The organism is Streptomyces sichuanensis (genome assembly GCF_020328095.1).
GTDB classification, from domain to species: Bacteria; Actinomycetota; Actinomycetes; order Streptomycetales; family Streptomycetaceae; genus Streptomyces; species Streptomyces cinnamoneus.
This window is the reverse complement of record NZ_JAIXMK010000102.1, coordinates 25,537-40,448: the sequence shown is the minus strand read 5'-3', so window position 1 is coordinate 40,448 and position 14,912 is coordinate 25,537. Positions and strand designations below refer to the sequence as shown.

The 14,912-nt window shown below is 74.0% G+C and carries 12 protein-coding genes; 7 read left to right on the top strand and 5 right to left on the bottom strand.

Annotated elements, in window-relative coordinates:
• The 3 genes from cydC to LE181_RS24745 all read left to right on the top strand — a co-directional run.
• Positions 1-1,956 (top strand): thiol reductant ABC exporter subunit CydC (cydC, locus tag LE181_RS24755; protein WP_225663699.1); only part of this gene is annotated, 1,956 nt, incomplete at its 5' end.
• 10 nt (positions 1,957-1,966) lie between these two features.
• Positions 1,967-3,628: a sensor histidine kinase gene (locus LE181_RS24750; RefSeq protein ID WP_372458487.1), complete on the top strand. Its 1,662-nt coding sequence runs from the start codon at positions 1,967-1,969 to the stop codon at positions 3,626-3,628.
• Between the two features lie 237 nt (positions 3,629-3,865).
• Positions 3,866-5,017, top strand: a complete 1,152-nt coding sequence (locus LE181_RS24745; RefSeq protein WP_225663698.1) for a M23 family metallopeptidase — start codon at positions 3,866-3,868, stop codon at positions 5,015-5,017.
• Positions 5,018-5,045: 28 nt separating this feature from the next.
• Here LE181_RS24745 and LE181_RS24740 read toward each other — a convergent pair whose 3' ends face one another.
• A complete protein-coding gene (locus LE181_RS24740) occupies positions 5,046-5,909 on the bottom strand; it encodes an HAD family hydrolase (RefSeq protein WP_225663697.1) in 864 nt (287 codons plus the stop codon).
• Positions 5,910-6,007: 98 nt separating this feature from the next.
• On the opposite strand from LE181_RS24740, the gene LE181_RS24735 reads away from it, so the two are divergent.
• On the top strand, positions 6,008-6,907 hold the full coding sequence (locus LE181_RS24735; RefSeq protein WP_225663696.1) for an LLM class flavin-dependent oxidoreductase: 900 nt from the start codon (positions 6,008-6,010) through the stop codon (positions 6,905-6,907).
• 139 nt (positions 6,908-7,046) lie between these two features.
• Here LE181_RS24735 and LE181_RS24730 read toward each other — a convergent pair whose 3' ends face one another.
• From LE181_RS24730 to LE181_RS24715, 4 genes are read right to left on the bottom strand one after another with little or no spacing between them, the layout of a single operon-like run.
• The gene (locus LE181_RS24730; RefSeq protein WP_225663695.1) at positions 7,047-8,219 is read right to left on the bottom strand and encodes a MerR family transcriptional regulator; all 1,173 of its coding nucleotides are present in this window, start codon (positions 8,217-8,219) and stop codon (positions 7,047-7,049) included.
• Between the two features lie 19 nt (positions 8,220-8,238).
• The gene (locus LE181_RS24725; RefSeq protein ID WP_225663694.1) at positions 8,239-9,147 is read right to left on the bottom strand and encodes a metal-dependent hydrolase; all 909 of its coding nucleotides are present in this window, start codon (positions 9,145-9,147) and stop codon (positions 8,239-8,241) included.
• Positions 9,148-9,159: 12 nt separating this feature from the next.
• Positions 9,160-10,947 (bottom strand): SDR family oxidoreductase, encoded by a 1,788-nt coding sequence (locus LE181_RS24720; protein WP_225663693.1) that lies wholly within the window; start codon positions 10,945-10,947, stop codon positions 9,160-9,162.
• Positions 10,944-11,783, bottom strand: a complete 840-nt coding sequence (locus tag LE181_RS24715; RefSeq protein WP_225663692.1) for a M24 family metallopeptidase — start codon at positions 11,781-11,783, stop codon at positions 10,944-10,946. The genes LE181_RS24720 and LE181_RS24715 overlap by 4 nt, the downstream gene beginning before the upstream one ends.
• A gap of 226 nt (positions 11,784-12,009) precedes the next feature.
• On the opposite strand from LE181_RS24715, the gene LE181_RS24710 reads away from it, so the two are divergent.
• The 3 genes from LE181_RS24710 to LE181_RS24700 are packed head-to-tail and all read left to right on the top strand — an operon-like array spanning position 12,010 to position 14,907.
• Positions 12,010-13,089: an ABC transporter ATP-binding protein gene (locus tag LE181_RS24710; protein WP_225663691.1), complete on the top strand. Its 1,080-nt coding sequence runs from the start codon at positions 12,010-12,012 to the stop codon at positions 13,087-13,089.
• Entirely contained in the window at positions 13,079-13,999 is a 921-nt protein-coding gene (locus LE181_RS24705) for an ABC transporter permease (RefSeq protein ID WP_225663690.1), read from the top strand. The genes LE181_RS24710 and LE181_RS24705 overlap by 11 nt, the downstream gene beginning before the upstream one ends.
• On the top strand, positions 13,996-14,907 hold the full coding sequence (locus LE181_RS24700) for an ABC transporter ATP-binding protein (protein WP_225663689.1): 912 nt from the start codon (positions 13,996-13,998) through the stop codon (positions 14,905-14,907). Before LE181_RS24705 ends, LE181_RS24700 begins: the two co-directional genes overlap by 4 nt.
• Positions 14,908-14,912 lie beyond the last annotated feature (5 nt).

Sequence of the window (14,912 nt, the reverse complement as noted above, 5' to 3'; positions counted from 1 at the left end):
GCACCGGCCGGTGGCGCCGCCCCCGCGATGCCCACGCGGGCCGGTGAGGATGCCCCCGTGGCGCCCGCACCGGCCGGTGGCGCCCCCGTGGCGCCCGCGCCGCGGCCCGGCGGGGAGGAGCGTGCTGCGGGCAGGGGTGCCCTGGCGCGGGTTTGTCGGGCCGGGCGGCCGTTGTGGGGGCGGTTCGGGCTGGCCCTGCTGCTGGGGGCCCTCGCCCTCGGGAGTGCCGTCGGTCTGATGGCGGTCTCCGGGTGGCTGATCTCGCGCGCCTCCCAACAGCCGCCCGTGCTCTATCTGATGGTGGCCGTCACCGCCACCCGTGCCTTCGGCATCGGCCGTTCCGTCTTCCGGTACGCCGAACGCCTCGTCTCGCACGACGCGGTCCTGCGGGTGCTGGCGGGGCTGCGGGTCTCGGTCTACCGGCGCCTGGAGCGCCTCGCCCCCGCGGGCCTGCGCGACACCCGGCGCGGCGACCTGCTCACCCGCCTGGTCGCGGACGTCGACGCCTTGCAGGACTACTTCCTGCGCTGGCTGCTGCCGGTCGGTTCGGCGGTGACGGTCGGCGTGGCCTCCGTGGCGTTCACCGCGTGGCTGCTGCCGGAGGCGGGCGCGGTGCTCGCCGCCGGGCTGCTGGTCGCCGGGCTGGCCGTGCCCGCCCTGTCGGGCGCGGTCGCCCGGCGCGCGGAGCGGCAGCTGGCTCCCGCCCGGGGCGAGTTGTCCACCCATGTGGTCGAGCTGCTGGCCGGCACGGCCGAGCTGACCGTCGCGGGTGCCCTGCCGGCCAGGCTCGCCCGGTTGCGTCGCGCGGACGCCGCCCTGACCCGCATCGCCCGCCGCGCCGGCGCCGCCGCCGCGCTCGGCGCCGGCCTGTCGGCCCTGGCCTGCGGCCTGACGGTGACCGGCGCGGCCTGGGCGGGCGTACAGGCCGTGCACGACGGCCGCCTCGGCGGCGTCTGGCTCGCCGTGGTCGTCCTCGTCCCCCTGGCGGCGTTCGAGGCCGTCATGGGGCTGCCGCTCGCGGTGCAGTACCGCCAGCGCGTGCGGCGCTCCGCGGAGCGGGTGCACGAGGTGCTGGACGCCCCCCTGCCCGTGCGCGACGGGACGGAACCGGCCCCGCCGTCGCCGTTCCCGCTGCGCCTGGCCGGACTCACGGCACGGCACCCGGGGCAGGACGCACCCGCTCTGGAGGACCTCGCGCTGGAGCTGACGGCGGGCCGGCGGATCGCCGTGGTCGGCCCGTCCGGGTCGGGCAAGACGACCCTGGCGCAGGTCCTGCTGCGCTTCCTGGACGCCGAGGCCGGCTCGTACACGCTGGGCGGCCGGGACGCCGTCGCGATGGACGGGGACGCGGTGCGGCGGCTGGTGGGACTGTGCGCGCAGGACGCGCACGTCTTCGACAGCTCGCTGCGCGAGAACCTGCGCCTCGCCCGTCCGGACGCGAGCGACGACGAGCTGCGCGCCGCGCTGGCGGCCGCGCGGCTGCTGGAGTGGGTGGAGGGCCTGCCGCAGGCCCTGGACACGCTGGTCGGCGAGCACGGGGCGCGCATGTCGGGCGGTCAGCGGCAGCGGCTGGCGCTGGCGCGGGCGCTGCTCGCGGACTTCCCCGTGCTGGTGCTGGACGAGCCCGCCGAGCACCTCGACCTGGCCACCGCCGACGCCCTGACCGCGGACCTGCTGTCGGCGACGCGGGGCCGTACGACCGTACTGATCACCCACCGGCTGGCGGGGCTGGCCGCGGTGGACGAGGTCGTGGTGCTGGAGAGGGGGCGCGTGGTGCAGCGGGGGGCGTACGAGGATCTGGCGGGCGCCGAGGGGCCGTTCCGGCGGATGCTGGAGCGCGAGGCCGGCGAGCCCGGGCAGGGGGAGGCCGGCGAGCCTGCGGCGGGTGCCGCGGCCGCCGGAGACGGCACGGACACCAGCCGTAAGGCGCTTTCCCTGGCAAATGGTACTTATTAGGCTTCCTGTCATGGCGTCGACCACAGGATCCTCCGACCCCCGGGACGACGTCCCGCGGGGCAGTACGGGCACGGGCGGCGGGGCCGCCCTCCCGGACTCGCTGGACGTCGCCACGGAGGCCACCCGCAGCCTCCAGGGCCTGTCCACCGAGCTGACCGGACGCGTGCCGCAGCTGCTGGAGGCCATGCGCTCGGTCGGCACCGGCCTGGACCTCCACACCACCCTCGACCGGATCGCCCGCACCGCCGCCGAACTTGCCGACGCCCGGTACGCCGCCATCGGCGTCATCGACGCCGGGGGTGAGGGGTTGTCGGACTTCGTCACCTACGGAGTCACGCAGGACCAGTACGAGCACATCGCCGCCTTTCCCGACGGCCAGCACGCCCTCGGCGTCCCCATCCGCGTCGCAGGCGAGATCTTCGGCAACCTCTATCTGACGGAGAAGCGCAGTGGCGGCCCGTTCGACCTCGCGGACCTGCACATGGTGAAGATCCTCGCCACGGAGGCGGGCATCGCGATCGGCAACGCGCGCGTGCACGACGAACGTCGTCAGCGCATGCGCTGGATCGACGGTTCGGTGGCCGTCACGACGGCCCTGCTGTCGGGCAGCGACGCCGAGGACGCCCTGTCCGTCGTCGCCGAACAGGCGCGCAGACTGGCCGATTCGGCCGCCGGGATCGTCCTGCTGCCCGACGGCGAGGGCGGCCTGGAGATGGTGGCGGTCTCCGCCGAGGACCCCGCCGGGCTGCTCGGGACGGTGATACCGCCGCACAGCCCCGTCGTCTCGCAGCTGCTGGAGGGGGAGCCCGTCTTCATCGACGACTCGGCCACCGACCCGCGCATGATCACCGAGGTGGCGCCCCGCTTCGGGCCGAGCATGCTGCTGCCGCTCAAGAGCGGCGACCGCGTGCTCGGCACCCTCGCGACCCCGCGGGGCCGTGGCGCGCGCAAGTACACCGCCACCGAGCGCACGCTGGCGACGCAGTTCGCCGCGCAGGCTGCCCTCGCGCTCGTCCTGGCGGAGGCACAGCGCGACCGCGAACGGCTCGCCGTCTTCGAGGACCGCGACCGGATCGCCCGCGACCTGCACGACCTGGTCATCCAGCGGCTGTTCGCCACCGGGCTGCTGCTGGAGAGCGCCCAGCGGCTGGCCGTCGTGCCCGAGGTCTCCACGAAGGTCGGCCAGGCGGTCGACGAACTGGACGTGACCATCCAGGAGATCCGCACCGCCATCTTCGCCCTGCAGCAGGAGCCCACGGAGGCGCCGGCCGGGCTGCGGACGCGCGTGCTGCGGGAGCTGGGCACGGCGGCCGTACCGCTCGGGTTCCAGCCCTCCGCGACCTTCCTCGGACCGGTCGACGCGAAGGTCGGCGAGCTCACCGGCAAGAACCTCATCGCCGCCCTGCGGGAGGCCCTCTCCAACGCCTTCCGGCACGCACGGGCGTCCCGCATCGAGGTCCTGGTCGACGCCACCGCCGCCCTGCCGGACGGGCGCGAGGCGGTGCGCCTGACGGTCGCGGACGACGGCGTGGGCATCCCGGAGGGCGGCCGGCGCAGCGGACTGCGCAACCTCGCCAAGCGTGCCGAGTCACTGGGCGGCTCCAGCTCGTACGGGCCGGGGCTGGGCGACGACGGGGGCGGCACGAAGGTGATCTGGGAAGCGCCCCTGTAGGAGCGCACCGGCGGGGCGCGTCGCACGCGTTTCTGACGGCATGTCCGTGCGAGGCAGAGCGTGCCGGTGGTGACGGTGCGTCCGTACGCGCGTACCCGCCGCTGTGCACGCGTCGGTGACGGTGCGTCCGTGCGGGTGCGTCCTTGTAGAGGTACGTGTCGCCCTATAGATGCGCGCATTCCTCCGAACGGTCTTCTGTGGGCGCGCCCGGCATGCGCTCACGCCAAGATCGCCACCATGCGATGGTCGTATCGTTCGTACCGCCGGACCCACCGGAGCCTGCGGACCCTGCGGAACCTGCGGACCCGCCCCGTGCACCGGCACGGCGGTGCGCTGCTGTGCGCCCTGTGCGTGGCGGTGGCGCCGTTGCCATCCGCCGCGCCCCCCGCCGGGCACGCACAGGAGCGGCTGGCACGCCTCAGCGCCGAGGTGCTCCGGCTGGCGTGGCAGACGGGATGGGTCCACCACCGCTACGAGCGCGGGCTGCGCGTGGCGAAGGACCAGAGGAAGCGGGCCGACCAGCTGGCGCGGCAACTGCACGGAGAACGGATACTGGCGGCCGTCCTGCACGAGGACGCCGGCACCGTGGCCCGGGCGCAGTACCGCACCGGCGGCTTCACCGCCCCGGGCAGCCTCGCGGCCGCCGCCGAGCCGCTGGCCCTGCTGGAGCTGCAGGCCAACGACTCCGACCGGCGGGAGCGGCTGGCCCGCATGGTGATCGAGGCCGACAACAGGAGCCGGGCCCTGGCTGCCGACCAGATGTCGACCTCCGCCTCCTGGCAGGCCCTCGACGCCGACGTCACCCAGCTGCGCGCGGAGAAGAAATTGCTGGAGGAACGGCTGAGCCGGGCCCGTGGCGAGCTGAACAGCCTGGCGGCCGCGGCCGTCCGCAACGGCCGTTGCACCCCCGTCGACCTCGACGGCCTGCAGGGCGAGCTCCAGGACAACCAGAACGGCGCGGACCGGGCGGCCGCGATCTCCCCCAGCGGCTTCACCCGCCCCCTGCTGACGTACGAGCTGACCGCACGCTTCGGCGGCACCGGGGCGCATTGGGCGGGCGGGCACACCGGTCAGGACTTCGCCGTTCCCACCGGGACGCCCGTGCGCTCGGTGGGCAGCGGGACGATCGTCTCCACCGGCTGCGGGGGGCCGTTCGGCATCAGCATGGTGGTCCGGCACGAGGGCGGCTGGTTCTCGCAGTACGCCCATCTGGCGGCGCCGCTGCTCGGGGCGGGCCGGCAGGTGCGCGCGGGCGAGTGGATCGGGCTGTCCGGGACCACCGGGAACTCCACCGGGCCGCACCTGCACTTCGAGATCCGCAAGTCGGCGGAGTTCGGGTCGGCCGTCGAACCGGTGGCGTGGCTGCGGGCGCGCGGCGTCCTTCTGTAGGCGCACGCCCTGCCGGGCGCCGGGGCGCCTAGGGCAGGCCGTGCAGGAGCTGCTCGATGACCGCCGCCACGCCGTCCTCGGTGTTCGCGGCCGTGCGGTGGGTGGTGGCCGCCAGCACCTCGGGATGGGCGTTGGCCATGGCGTACGAGGTGCCCGCCCAGGTGAGCATCTCCAGGTCGTTGGGCATGTCCCCGAACGCCACGACCTCCTCGGGCGCGATACCGCGCTCGGCGCAGCAGCGCGCCAGAGTGCTGGCCTTGCTGACGCCCGGCCCGCTGATCTCCAGCAGGGCGGTCGGGCTGGAACGGGTGAACGAGCCGTGCCGGCCGCCCGCCATGCGGGCCAGGTCCAGGAACTCGTCCGGGGCCAGCTCGGGGTGGAAGGCGAGCAGCTTGATGATCGGGTCGCCCTGGCCGTCCCCCGCCGCCAGGAGCTCCTCGGCGGGGGCTATCCGGGCGTCCGGGTCCAGCTGGAACGGCGGATAGTGCGGTTCGTAGTCGAAGCGCGAGGTGCGTTCCAGGGCGAAGGAGGCGCCGGGGGCCGCGGCGCGCACGGCGCGGATGATGGCGAGGGCGGCGGCGGACTCCAGCGGGCGGACCTCGACGCAGCGGCCGCCGTCGTGCAGGTCGACGACGACGGCGCCGTTGGCACAGATCGCCAGGCCGTGGCCCTGCACGTGGTCGCGGACGACGTCCATCCAGCGGACCGGGCGGCCGGTGACGAAGAAGACCTCGATGCCCGCCGCCTCCGCCGCGGCCAGCGCGGCGACGGTGCGGTCGGAGACCGTCTTGTCGTCGTGCAGCAGGGTGCCGTCGAGGTCGGTGGCGATCAGCCGGGGAACAGCTGCGGTCCGGCCTGCGGCCGGGGTGTCGGGCTCGGTAGCTGAAGTCACGGCCCCATTCTCGTCCACGCACCCGGGCAGGCGTACGAACGTACGGCCGGAAAGCCCCGTGCGCCCGTCCGCCGGGGCCAGCGCCTAGGCTCGGTGGCATGCGACTGAGCACCGTGATCCTTCCCGACCGCCGCTGGGCCGAGGGCGGCCGCGACTCCTGGCAGCGTGCCGAGGAGCTGGGCTTCGACACCGCTTACACCTACGACCACCTGTCCTGGCGCACCTTCCGGGACGGCCCGTGGTTCGGCGCGATACCGACCCTGACGGCGGCGGCCGGCGTGACGTCCCGCATGCGGCTGGGCACGCTGGTCACCTCGCCGAACTTCCGCCACCCGGTGACGCTCGCCAAGGAGCTCATCTCCCTCGACGACATCTCCGGCGGGCGGATCACGCTCGGCATCGGTGCCGGCGGCTCCGGCTTCGACGCCACCGCGCTGCGGGCGAGCGGCGAGGAGGCGTGGACGCCGCGCGAGCGCGCCGACCGCTTCGCGGAGTTCGTGCCCCTGCTGGACCGGCTGCTCACCGAGGACGTGGTCTCCCACGACGGCGAGCACTACTCGGCGACCGAGGTGCGCAACATTCCCGGCTGCGTGCAGCGCCCCCGGCTGCCCTTCGCGGTGGCCGCGACGGGCCCGCGCGGCATGCGGCTCGCCGCCCGCCACGGGCAGGCATGGGTGACCACCGGCGACCCGAAGCTCTACGAGACGGGCACGCCGGAGCAGTCTCTGGCCGCCGTCGCCGGGCAGATCGAGCGCCTCGGGGAGGTGTGCGCCAAGGCCGGCCGGGACGTGGCGGAGCTCCGCAAGGTGATGCTGACGGGCTTCACGCCGGACCGGCCGCTGGAGTCCTTCGACGCCTTCGTCGACTTCGCCGGAGCGCACGCGGAGGCGGGCATCGAGGAGATCGTCGTGCACTGGCCGATCACCGACTCGATGTTCGAGGCCGACGTCGCCGTTTTCGAAAAGATCGCCACGGAGGGCCTCGCGCAGCTCGCCTGAGGCGGCGGGTGGGGTGCCGGCCGGGGGGCGGTGGCTTGCCCTCTACTGCCTGCTGCCGGTCGCTACGGCGGACATGCTGCACGTGCCGCGGCCCGGAGGGCCGCGGTGTCTACGGCTCCGCCGCTCGGCGGCCCGTGTCTCACCGGGGCGGGAGGAGGCCGTCCATCACGCGGGCGCGGACTTCGCGCTCGGCGGCGGCCGCGATGAACGCTCCCGCGTTCTCGGGGCCGACCAGCTCCCGGACCGCCCGGACGACCGCGGCGGGCAGGCGCACCTCCTCGGTGGTCGCCGCAGAGGGGTCCGTGGCAGCGCCCGGCACGGGCCCGGGGCTGTTGCCGCAGCCGTCGCTGGGGCGGTCGTCAGAGCCGTCGGCAGGGCCCTCGCCGGGGTCCACAGCAGGGTCGACGGCAGGGCCCTCGCCGGGGTCCACAGCAGGGCCGTCGGCACGGCCCTCGTCGGGGGCCTCGGCAAGGCCATCGCCCGCCCCCTCGGCCAGGCTGTCGCCCGCATCCTCGCCAGGGGGCTCGGCCGAGCCGGCCGGGGGCGGCTGGGGGAGGTGGTCGCGTAGGTGGCGCGTTGCCAGGGTGTGCATGGCGCGGGCCAGTTCGGCGTCCACCGTTTGCTGGGCCAGGGGGCGCAGGCGGCGTACCAGGGCGGCGGCCTGTGCTGCCTCCTCGTCGGTGGGGGGATGGCCGAGGTACGGGTGGAAGACGTGCTCGGTGGTGAAGTCGAGGAAGCGGCCCGCGATGTGCTCGACCTGGGTGCGCAGCTCGCGCAGGTGCCCGGAGATGGCGGTGAGCGGGACCCCGGCGGCGTGGAGCTCGGCGGCCACGGCCAGCTCCTGGGGGCTGGGCACGAGGAACGCGTCGGGCGAGGACGGCAGCCGCACCAGGACGCCCAGCTCCACCGCCTCCTCGACGGCCCGGTCGTTCCGTTCGCCGCCGAAGCGCGCGTCCAGCTCGGCGCGGGTGATCCGGCCGGACTCCTCGTCCGTCCACGGTCCGTCCACCTCGACCGCCAGCCCCAGCACCCCGCCGAGCCCGCGGCCGGTGTCCCAGGCGTCCAGCAGCTCCTTGATGCTGGCCAGGGTGTAGCCCCGGTCGAGGAGGCCGGAGATCTGGCGGAGGCGGGCCAGATGGGCGTCCCCGTAGACGTTGGCGCGGCCGCGCCGCTCGGGCCGGGGCAGCAGCCCGCGGTCCTGGTAGGCGCGGATCGTGCGGACCGTGGCACCGCTGCGGTGGGCCAGGTCCTCGATGCGGTACTCGGCCGGCGGCAGACGGCCGGCGGCCGGGGCGGGGCCGGAGTCGGGCATGGCGAGGATCCTCATCGCCTCAGGAGGCGGCCGCGCGGCCGATTGCGCCCGCCGCGGCCCGGGCAGCCGGCGAGCTCGCCAGATAGGCGACGGCCTTGCGCAGCGAACCCTCCTGGGAGGGATGGTACGACCGCCGCAGGTAGCGCGGAACGGCCGAGCCCAGCTGCCCCCAGGTCGGCAACAAGCCTTTCGCGACAGCTCGCTTGTGCTCCCCCAGGGAGTAGCGCGAGCGGCCCGCCGACTGCGGGTCGTGCCGCATCAGATAGGCGCTGCCCCACGACCACAGGTACAGCAGCACCGGAGCGGTGATCGCCATGCCCAGCAGGCGGCGGGCGTAGCGCGCGGGGTCCTCGCCGCCGCAGTGCTCGTACATGTCGAAGGCCACCGAGCGGTGTTCGACCTCCTCGGCGCCGTGCCAGCGCAGCAGGTCGAGCATCACCGGGTCGCAGCCGGCGCGGTCGAGGGCCTCGGCGTGCAGCACCCAGTCGCCCAGGACCGCCGTGAACTGCTCGACCGCGGCGATCACGGAGAGGCGGAAGCGGAGCCACTCCCGCTCCGGGACGGGCAGGCCGAACGGGGGCTTCTCGCCCAGCAGGACGTCGAAGAGGAAGTCCACCTGCCGGGTGTACGGGCCGGTGTCCAGGCCCTGCGCGGCGAGGTGGTCCAGCACATGCGCGTGCTGCACGCTGTGCGTCGCCTCCTGGCCCATGAAGCCCTTGACGTCCTTGAGTAGCGCTTCGTCACGCACCAGCGGCAGGGCCTCCTTGAAGACCTTGACGAACCACCGCTCGCCGGCCGGGAGCAGCAGGTGCAGCACGTTGATGACGTGGGTGGCGGTGGGCTCGTCCGGTATCCAGTGCATCGGGGTGCCGTGCCAGTCGAACGACACCCGCCGCGGGGCTATGCGGTGGGGGTGGCTGTCTCTCATCGTGGGTCTCCTCTACAGCGGGGGGTCGATCCGCGCGATGGCGCGCCCGAGCCGGGGCGCGAAGCGGGAGACGAAGCGCAGGACGTGTGCCTCGGGGGCCACCGGCAGGACGGCCCGGTCGTGGATGACGGCGCGCAGGACGGACTCGGCGACCTTCTCCGGCGGGTAGTTGCGCTTCGCGTACGCCCGGCCCACCTTCTCCCGGTGCCGCCGCTGCTCCTCCTCGGACAGGCCCGCGAAGCGGGTGGCGGCGACGATGCCGGTGTTGACGATGCCCGGGCAGATCGCGCTGACCCCGATGCCCTTGCCCGCCAGCTCGGCGCGCAGGCACTCGGTCAGCATCAGCACCGCCGCCTTGGACGTGCTGTAGGCGGTCAGCGACTTTGACGGCTGGAAGGCGGCCGCCGAGGTGGTGTTGACGATGTGGCCGCCCTGACCGCGCTCCGCCATCTGCCGGCCGAAGGCCCGGCAGCCGTGGATGACGCCCCACAGATTGACGTCGAGAACGGCACGCCACTCCTCGGCCGTGGTGTCCATGAACGTGCCGCCCAGACCGATGCCGGCGTTGTTGACCAGCACGTCCACCACGCCGTACTCGGCGGCGACTTTGGCGGCCAGCTTCTCCATCGCCTGCTCGTCCGAGACGTCGCAGCACTCGGCCCACGCCTCCTGCGCCCCGGTCAGCCGGGCCAGCTCCGCCGTACGGGCCGCGCCCGCGGCGTCCCGGTCGACGGCGACGACCCGGGCCCCGGCCTCGGCGAAGGCGAACGCGGTGGCCCGCCCGATGCCGCTCGCCGCGCCCGTCACCAGCACCAGCCGTCCGCCGAAGTGCCGGGCGTACGGACCCGTGCCCGCCGGCGGCCGGGCGGGCGCACCGGATCGCCGGGCCGTCTCCTGGGCGGTGACGAACTCCGCGATCCAGGAGGCCATCTGGTCGGGGCGGGTGCGCGGCACCCAGTGCTTGGCGGCCAGCGTGCGGCGCACCAGCCGGGGCGCCCACCGCCCGAGGTCGTCGTAGAGCCGCTCGGAGAGGAACGCGTCGCCGGTCGGGGTCACCAACTGGACCGGCACGTGGGCGTAGGCGTCGGTGCGCGGGTCGCGCAGCCGTGCACGGACGTTGTCGCGGTACAGCCAGGCGCCGTGCGCGGCGTCGTCCGCCAGTGAGCCGGACGGGTGGCTGCCGGCCGGCAGCCGCTCCGCGCGCTCCAGCATCCGCGGCCACCGCCTGCCCAGCGGCCCGCGCCACGCCGCCTCGGGCAGCGCGGGCACGTGCAGGGCGCCCACATACCAGGACCGGGCCCCCTGCCCGAGGAGCTGGGCCACCCGGCGCGGGGTGGGCCGGGCCATGCGGTCCTTGATCCAGTGCCCGAAGTGGTCCAGGGAGGGGCCGGAGACGGAGGTGAAGGAGGCCACCCGGCCCTCGGTGCGGGCCACCGTGACGAACTCCCAGCCCTGCACCGAGCCCCAGTCGTGGCCGACCAGATGCACCGGGGCGTCGGGGCTCACCGCGTCGGCGACCGCCAGGAAGTCGTCGGTGAGCTTCTCCAGCGTGAACCCGCCGCGCAGCGGCACGGGAGCCGTGGAGCCGCCGTGGCCGCGCACGTCGTAGAGCACCACGTGGAAGCGGTCGCGCAGCCGCCGGGCGACGTCGTACCAGACCTCCTTGCTGTCCGGATAGCCGTGCACCAGCACCACCGTGGGGTCCGTGGCGTCGCCGAGCTCGACGACGCACAGCTCGACCCCGTCCGAGCGCACGCGCCGCTCGCGCGCGCCGTCGATCCCTCTGCCCTGCCCGTTCATGCGACCGCCCTCTCGTCCCGTCGGCGCCGCACGTGCGGCAGATCGTCGTCCAGCCAGAACGCGCTCTCCTGCGGGTCCCGCGAGTCGGTGACCACCAGAAGCTCCTCGAACTTCACGCCGGTGCCCCGGAAGCCCAGGTGCGGCTCGACCGCCCACAGCCCCGGCCGGGGCGGATGGTCGGAGAAGCGGTACGGGCTCCACAGCGGCGACCAGCCCTCGCGGTGGCCGTGCAGGGCGTCCGCCGCGAGCCCCTTCAGGGACTGCACCCCGAACCCGAACAGATGAGGGGACCAGCGGCGCTCACGGACCCGGTCCACCTTGTGCGCTATCACTCCGAAGGGATAGGCGCGGTGCCGGTTGGCGTAGCCCTGGCGGACCATGAGCCGGTCCACGTCCTCGTAGATCTCCCGCAACGGCCGGCGCTCGCGCACCTCGCGCAGCACCAGGTCGCGGTGTGCGCCCAGGTCGGCGAGCATCCGCTCGTGCAGCGGGTCGGAGCCCAGGCAGCCGGCGTAGCCGACGTCGGCGGTGAAGCCGCGGTGCACCGGGGCCAGGTCGAGGATGAACGGCATGCCCGGCTCCAGCCGGCGCCCGGTGGGGAAGAACTGCAGCGGCACCCGGAACCCCGCGAAGGCCGTGCGGTCACCGAACCACGCGAACGGCAAGTGGAACCAGTCCCGCACTCCGCGCTCGCGCAGCCACTCCCGCTGCATGCGGGCCGCCGCCCGCTCGGTCACCCCCGGCCGGAGCTGCGCGGCCACCGCCTCCGCGCACGCGTACGCCAGCCGCTGCACCTCCCGGAAACCGCGCAGCTCCTCGTCGAACCGCCCTGCCATGCCGCCCTCCGACCCCGTCCGAAGCCGCACCCGCACCTGCCGACGCACGCCAAACCGGCCGTCTCGCCCGCACGTTGACACCAACGAATGTGACAATGACCGGAGGCTGCGTCAAGGGTCACGGCGCGCCTGTGGAAAACCTCCCCACCCGTCGCAGGGGGTGGCCCCTACGGGCGCATCAGACCCGAGGACTACGCACAAACCGGCATCTGGTCTGACGACGTCTGTGGCCCACGCCACTACCGTCGACTACGTGACTGTGATCGCCACCGAAAGCCTCAGCAAGCGGTTCCCCCGGGTGACCGCCCTCGACCGGCTCTCCGTCGACATCACTCCGGGAGTGACCGGGCTGGTGGGGGCGAACGGAGCCGGCAAGTCGACGCTGATCAAAATCCTGCTCGGGCTCTCCCCGGCCACCGAGGGCCGCGCCGAGGTCCTCGGCCTCGACGTGGCCACCCGGGGCGCCGAGATCCGCGAGCGGGTCGGCTACATGCCGGAGCACGACTGCCTGCCGCCCGACGTGTCGGCGACGGAGTTCGTCGTCCACATGGCGCGGATGTCCGGCCTGCCGCCCACGGCCGCCCGCGAGCGGACCGCCGACACGCTGCGGCACGTGGGTCTGTACGAGGAGCGGTACCGCCCCATGGGCGGCTACTCCACGGGCATGAAGCAGCGGGTGAAGCTGGCGCAGGCCCTCGTCCACGACCCCCAGCTGGTGCTGCTGGACGAGCCGACCAACGGCCTCGACCCGGTCGGCCGGGACGAGATGCTGGGCCTGATCCGGCGCGTGCACACCGACTTCGGCATTTCGGTGCTGGTCACCTCGCACCTGCTCGGCGAGCTGGAGCGCACCTGCGACCACGTCGTCGTCATCGACGGCGGCAAGCTGCTGCGCTCCTCCTCCACCGACGAGTTCACCCAGGTCACGGGCTCCCTCGCGGTGGAGGTCACCGACTCCGACGCCCACCCGGACGGCACGGCGGCCCTGCTCGCCGCCCTCACCGGCGCGGGCCTGGTGAGCCGGCCCGCCGGCCGGGCCGCCGACGGCTCCCCCGCCGCCGGCCCCGTGCTCCTGGTCGACCTGGTCGACGAGGGGACGTACGACGTCGTCCGCGACGCCGTCGCCGACCTCGGCCTCGGCCTGGTCCGCATGGAGCAGCGCCGGCACCGCATCGCCGAGGTCTTCCGCGACGACGACGGGAGCGGCGGCGAGCCCGCCCCCCAGACCGCCTGGGGCGCCGGATGGCGCAAGACGCCCGGCCCCCGCCACGAGCAGCAGAACGGAGGCACGTCCGATGCCGCCTGAGACCAGGACCCCGGCGGCGCCCGGCCGGCCGCAGCCCGCCCAGGACGTCATCCACAACATCGGCTACCGCACGTACGACGGCCCCCGCCTCGGCCGCGGCTACGCCCGCCGCTCGCTGTACTCCCAGAGCCTGCGCGGCGCCTACGGCCTGGGCCGCTCGGCCAAGTCCAAGGTGCTGCCGATGATCCTCTTCGGTGTGATGTGCCTGCCGGCCGCGATCGTCGTGGCGGTCGCCGTCAGCACCAAGCTCAACGAGCTGCCCGTGGACTACACCCGCTACGCCCTGTGGCTGCAGCTGGTCATCGGCCTCTACGTCGCCGCCCAGGCGCCGCAGTCGGTCTCCCGGGACCTGCGGTTCAAGACCGTGCCGCTGTACTTCTCCCGCCCGATCGAGCGGGTCGACTACGTGGTGGCCAAGTTCGCCGCCATGGCCTCGGCCCTGTTCGTCCTCACCGCCACGCCGCTGCTGATCCTCTACGTCGGCGCGCTGCTCGCCAAGATGGACTTCACCGAACAGACCGAAGGCTTCGCCCAGGGGCTGGTCTCGGTGGCCCTGCTCTCCCTCCTCTTCGCCGGCATCGGCCTGGTCGTCGCCGCGCTCACCCCGCGCCGCGGCTTCGGCGTCGCCGCCGTCATCGCCGTCCTGACCATCCCCTACGGGGCGGTCAGCACCATCCAGAGCATCGCGCTCCACAGCGACAACTCCACGGCCATCGAGTGGCTGGGCCTCTTCTCGCCAATCACCTTGATCGACGGCGTGCAGACGGCGTTCCTGTCGGCCACCACCTCCTTCCCCGGCGGCAACGGCCCCGGTGCCGCCACGGGCGCGGTCTACCTCCTGGTCGTCCTCGCCCTGATCGCCGGCTCCTACGGGCTGCTGATGCGCCGCTACCGAAAGGCCGGGCTGTGACCACCATCCGCATCGACAACGTCTCCCGCTGGTTCGGCAACGTGGTCGCCGTCAACGACGTCTCCATGACGGTGGCGCCCGGCGTCACCGGCCTGCTCGGCCCCAACGGCGCCGGCAAGTCCACGCTCATCAACATGATGGGCGGCTTCCTCGCCCCCTCCGCCGGCACGGTGACCCTCGACGGCCAGACCATCTGGCGCAACGAGCAGATCTACCGCCACATCGGCATCGTTCCCGAGCGCGAGGCGATGTACGACTTCCTGACCGGCCGGGAGTTCGTCCGGGCCAACGCCGAGCTGCACGGCCTCGGCGACCGCGAGGCCCAACGGGCCCTCGCCACGGTCGAGATGGAGTACGCGCAGGACCGCCGGATCGACACGTACAGCAAGGGCATGCGGCAGCGCGTGAAGATGGCGTCCGCCCTCGTCCACGAGCCGTCCGTGCTCCTGCTGGACGAGCCGTTCAACGGCATGGACCCGCGCCAGCGCATGCAGCTGATGGACCTGCTGCGGGCCATGGGCGCCGACGGCCGCACCGTGCTGTTCTCCTCCCACATCCTGGAGGAGGTCGAGCAACTGGCCGCCCACATCGAGGTGGTCGTCGCCGGACGGCACGCCGCCTCCGGCGACTTCCGCAAGATCCGCCGCCTGATGACGGACCGCCCGCACCGCTACGCCGTACGGTCCAGCGACGACCGCGCGCTCGCCGCCGCGCTGATCGCCGATCCCTCGACCTCCGGCATCGAAGTGGACGTCCGGGAAGGCGTCCTGCGCATCCAGGCCGTCGACTTCGGCCGCTTCACCGAACTCCTGCCGTGCGTCGCCCGCGCGCACGGCATCCGGCTCCTGACGGTCTCGCCCTCGGACGAGTCCCTGGAATCGGTCTTCTCCTACCTCGTCGCGGCCTGAAGGGA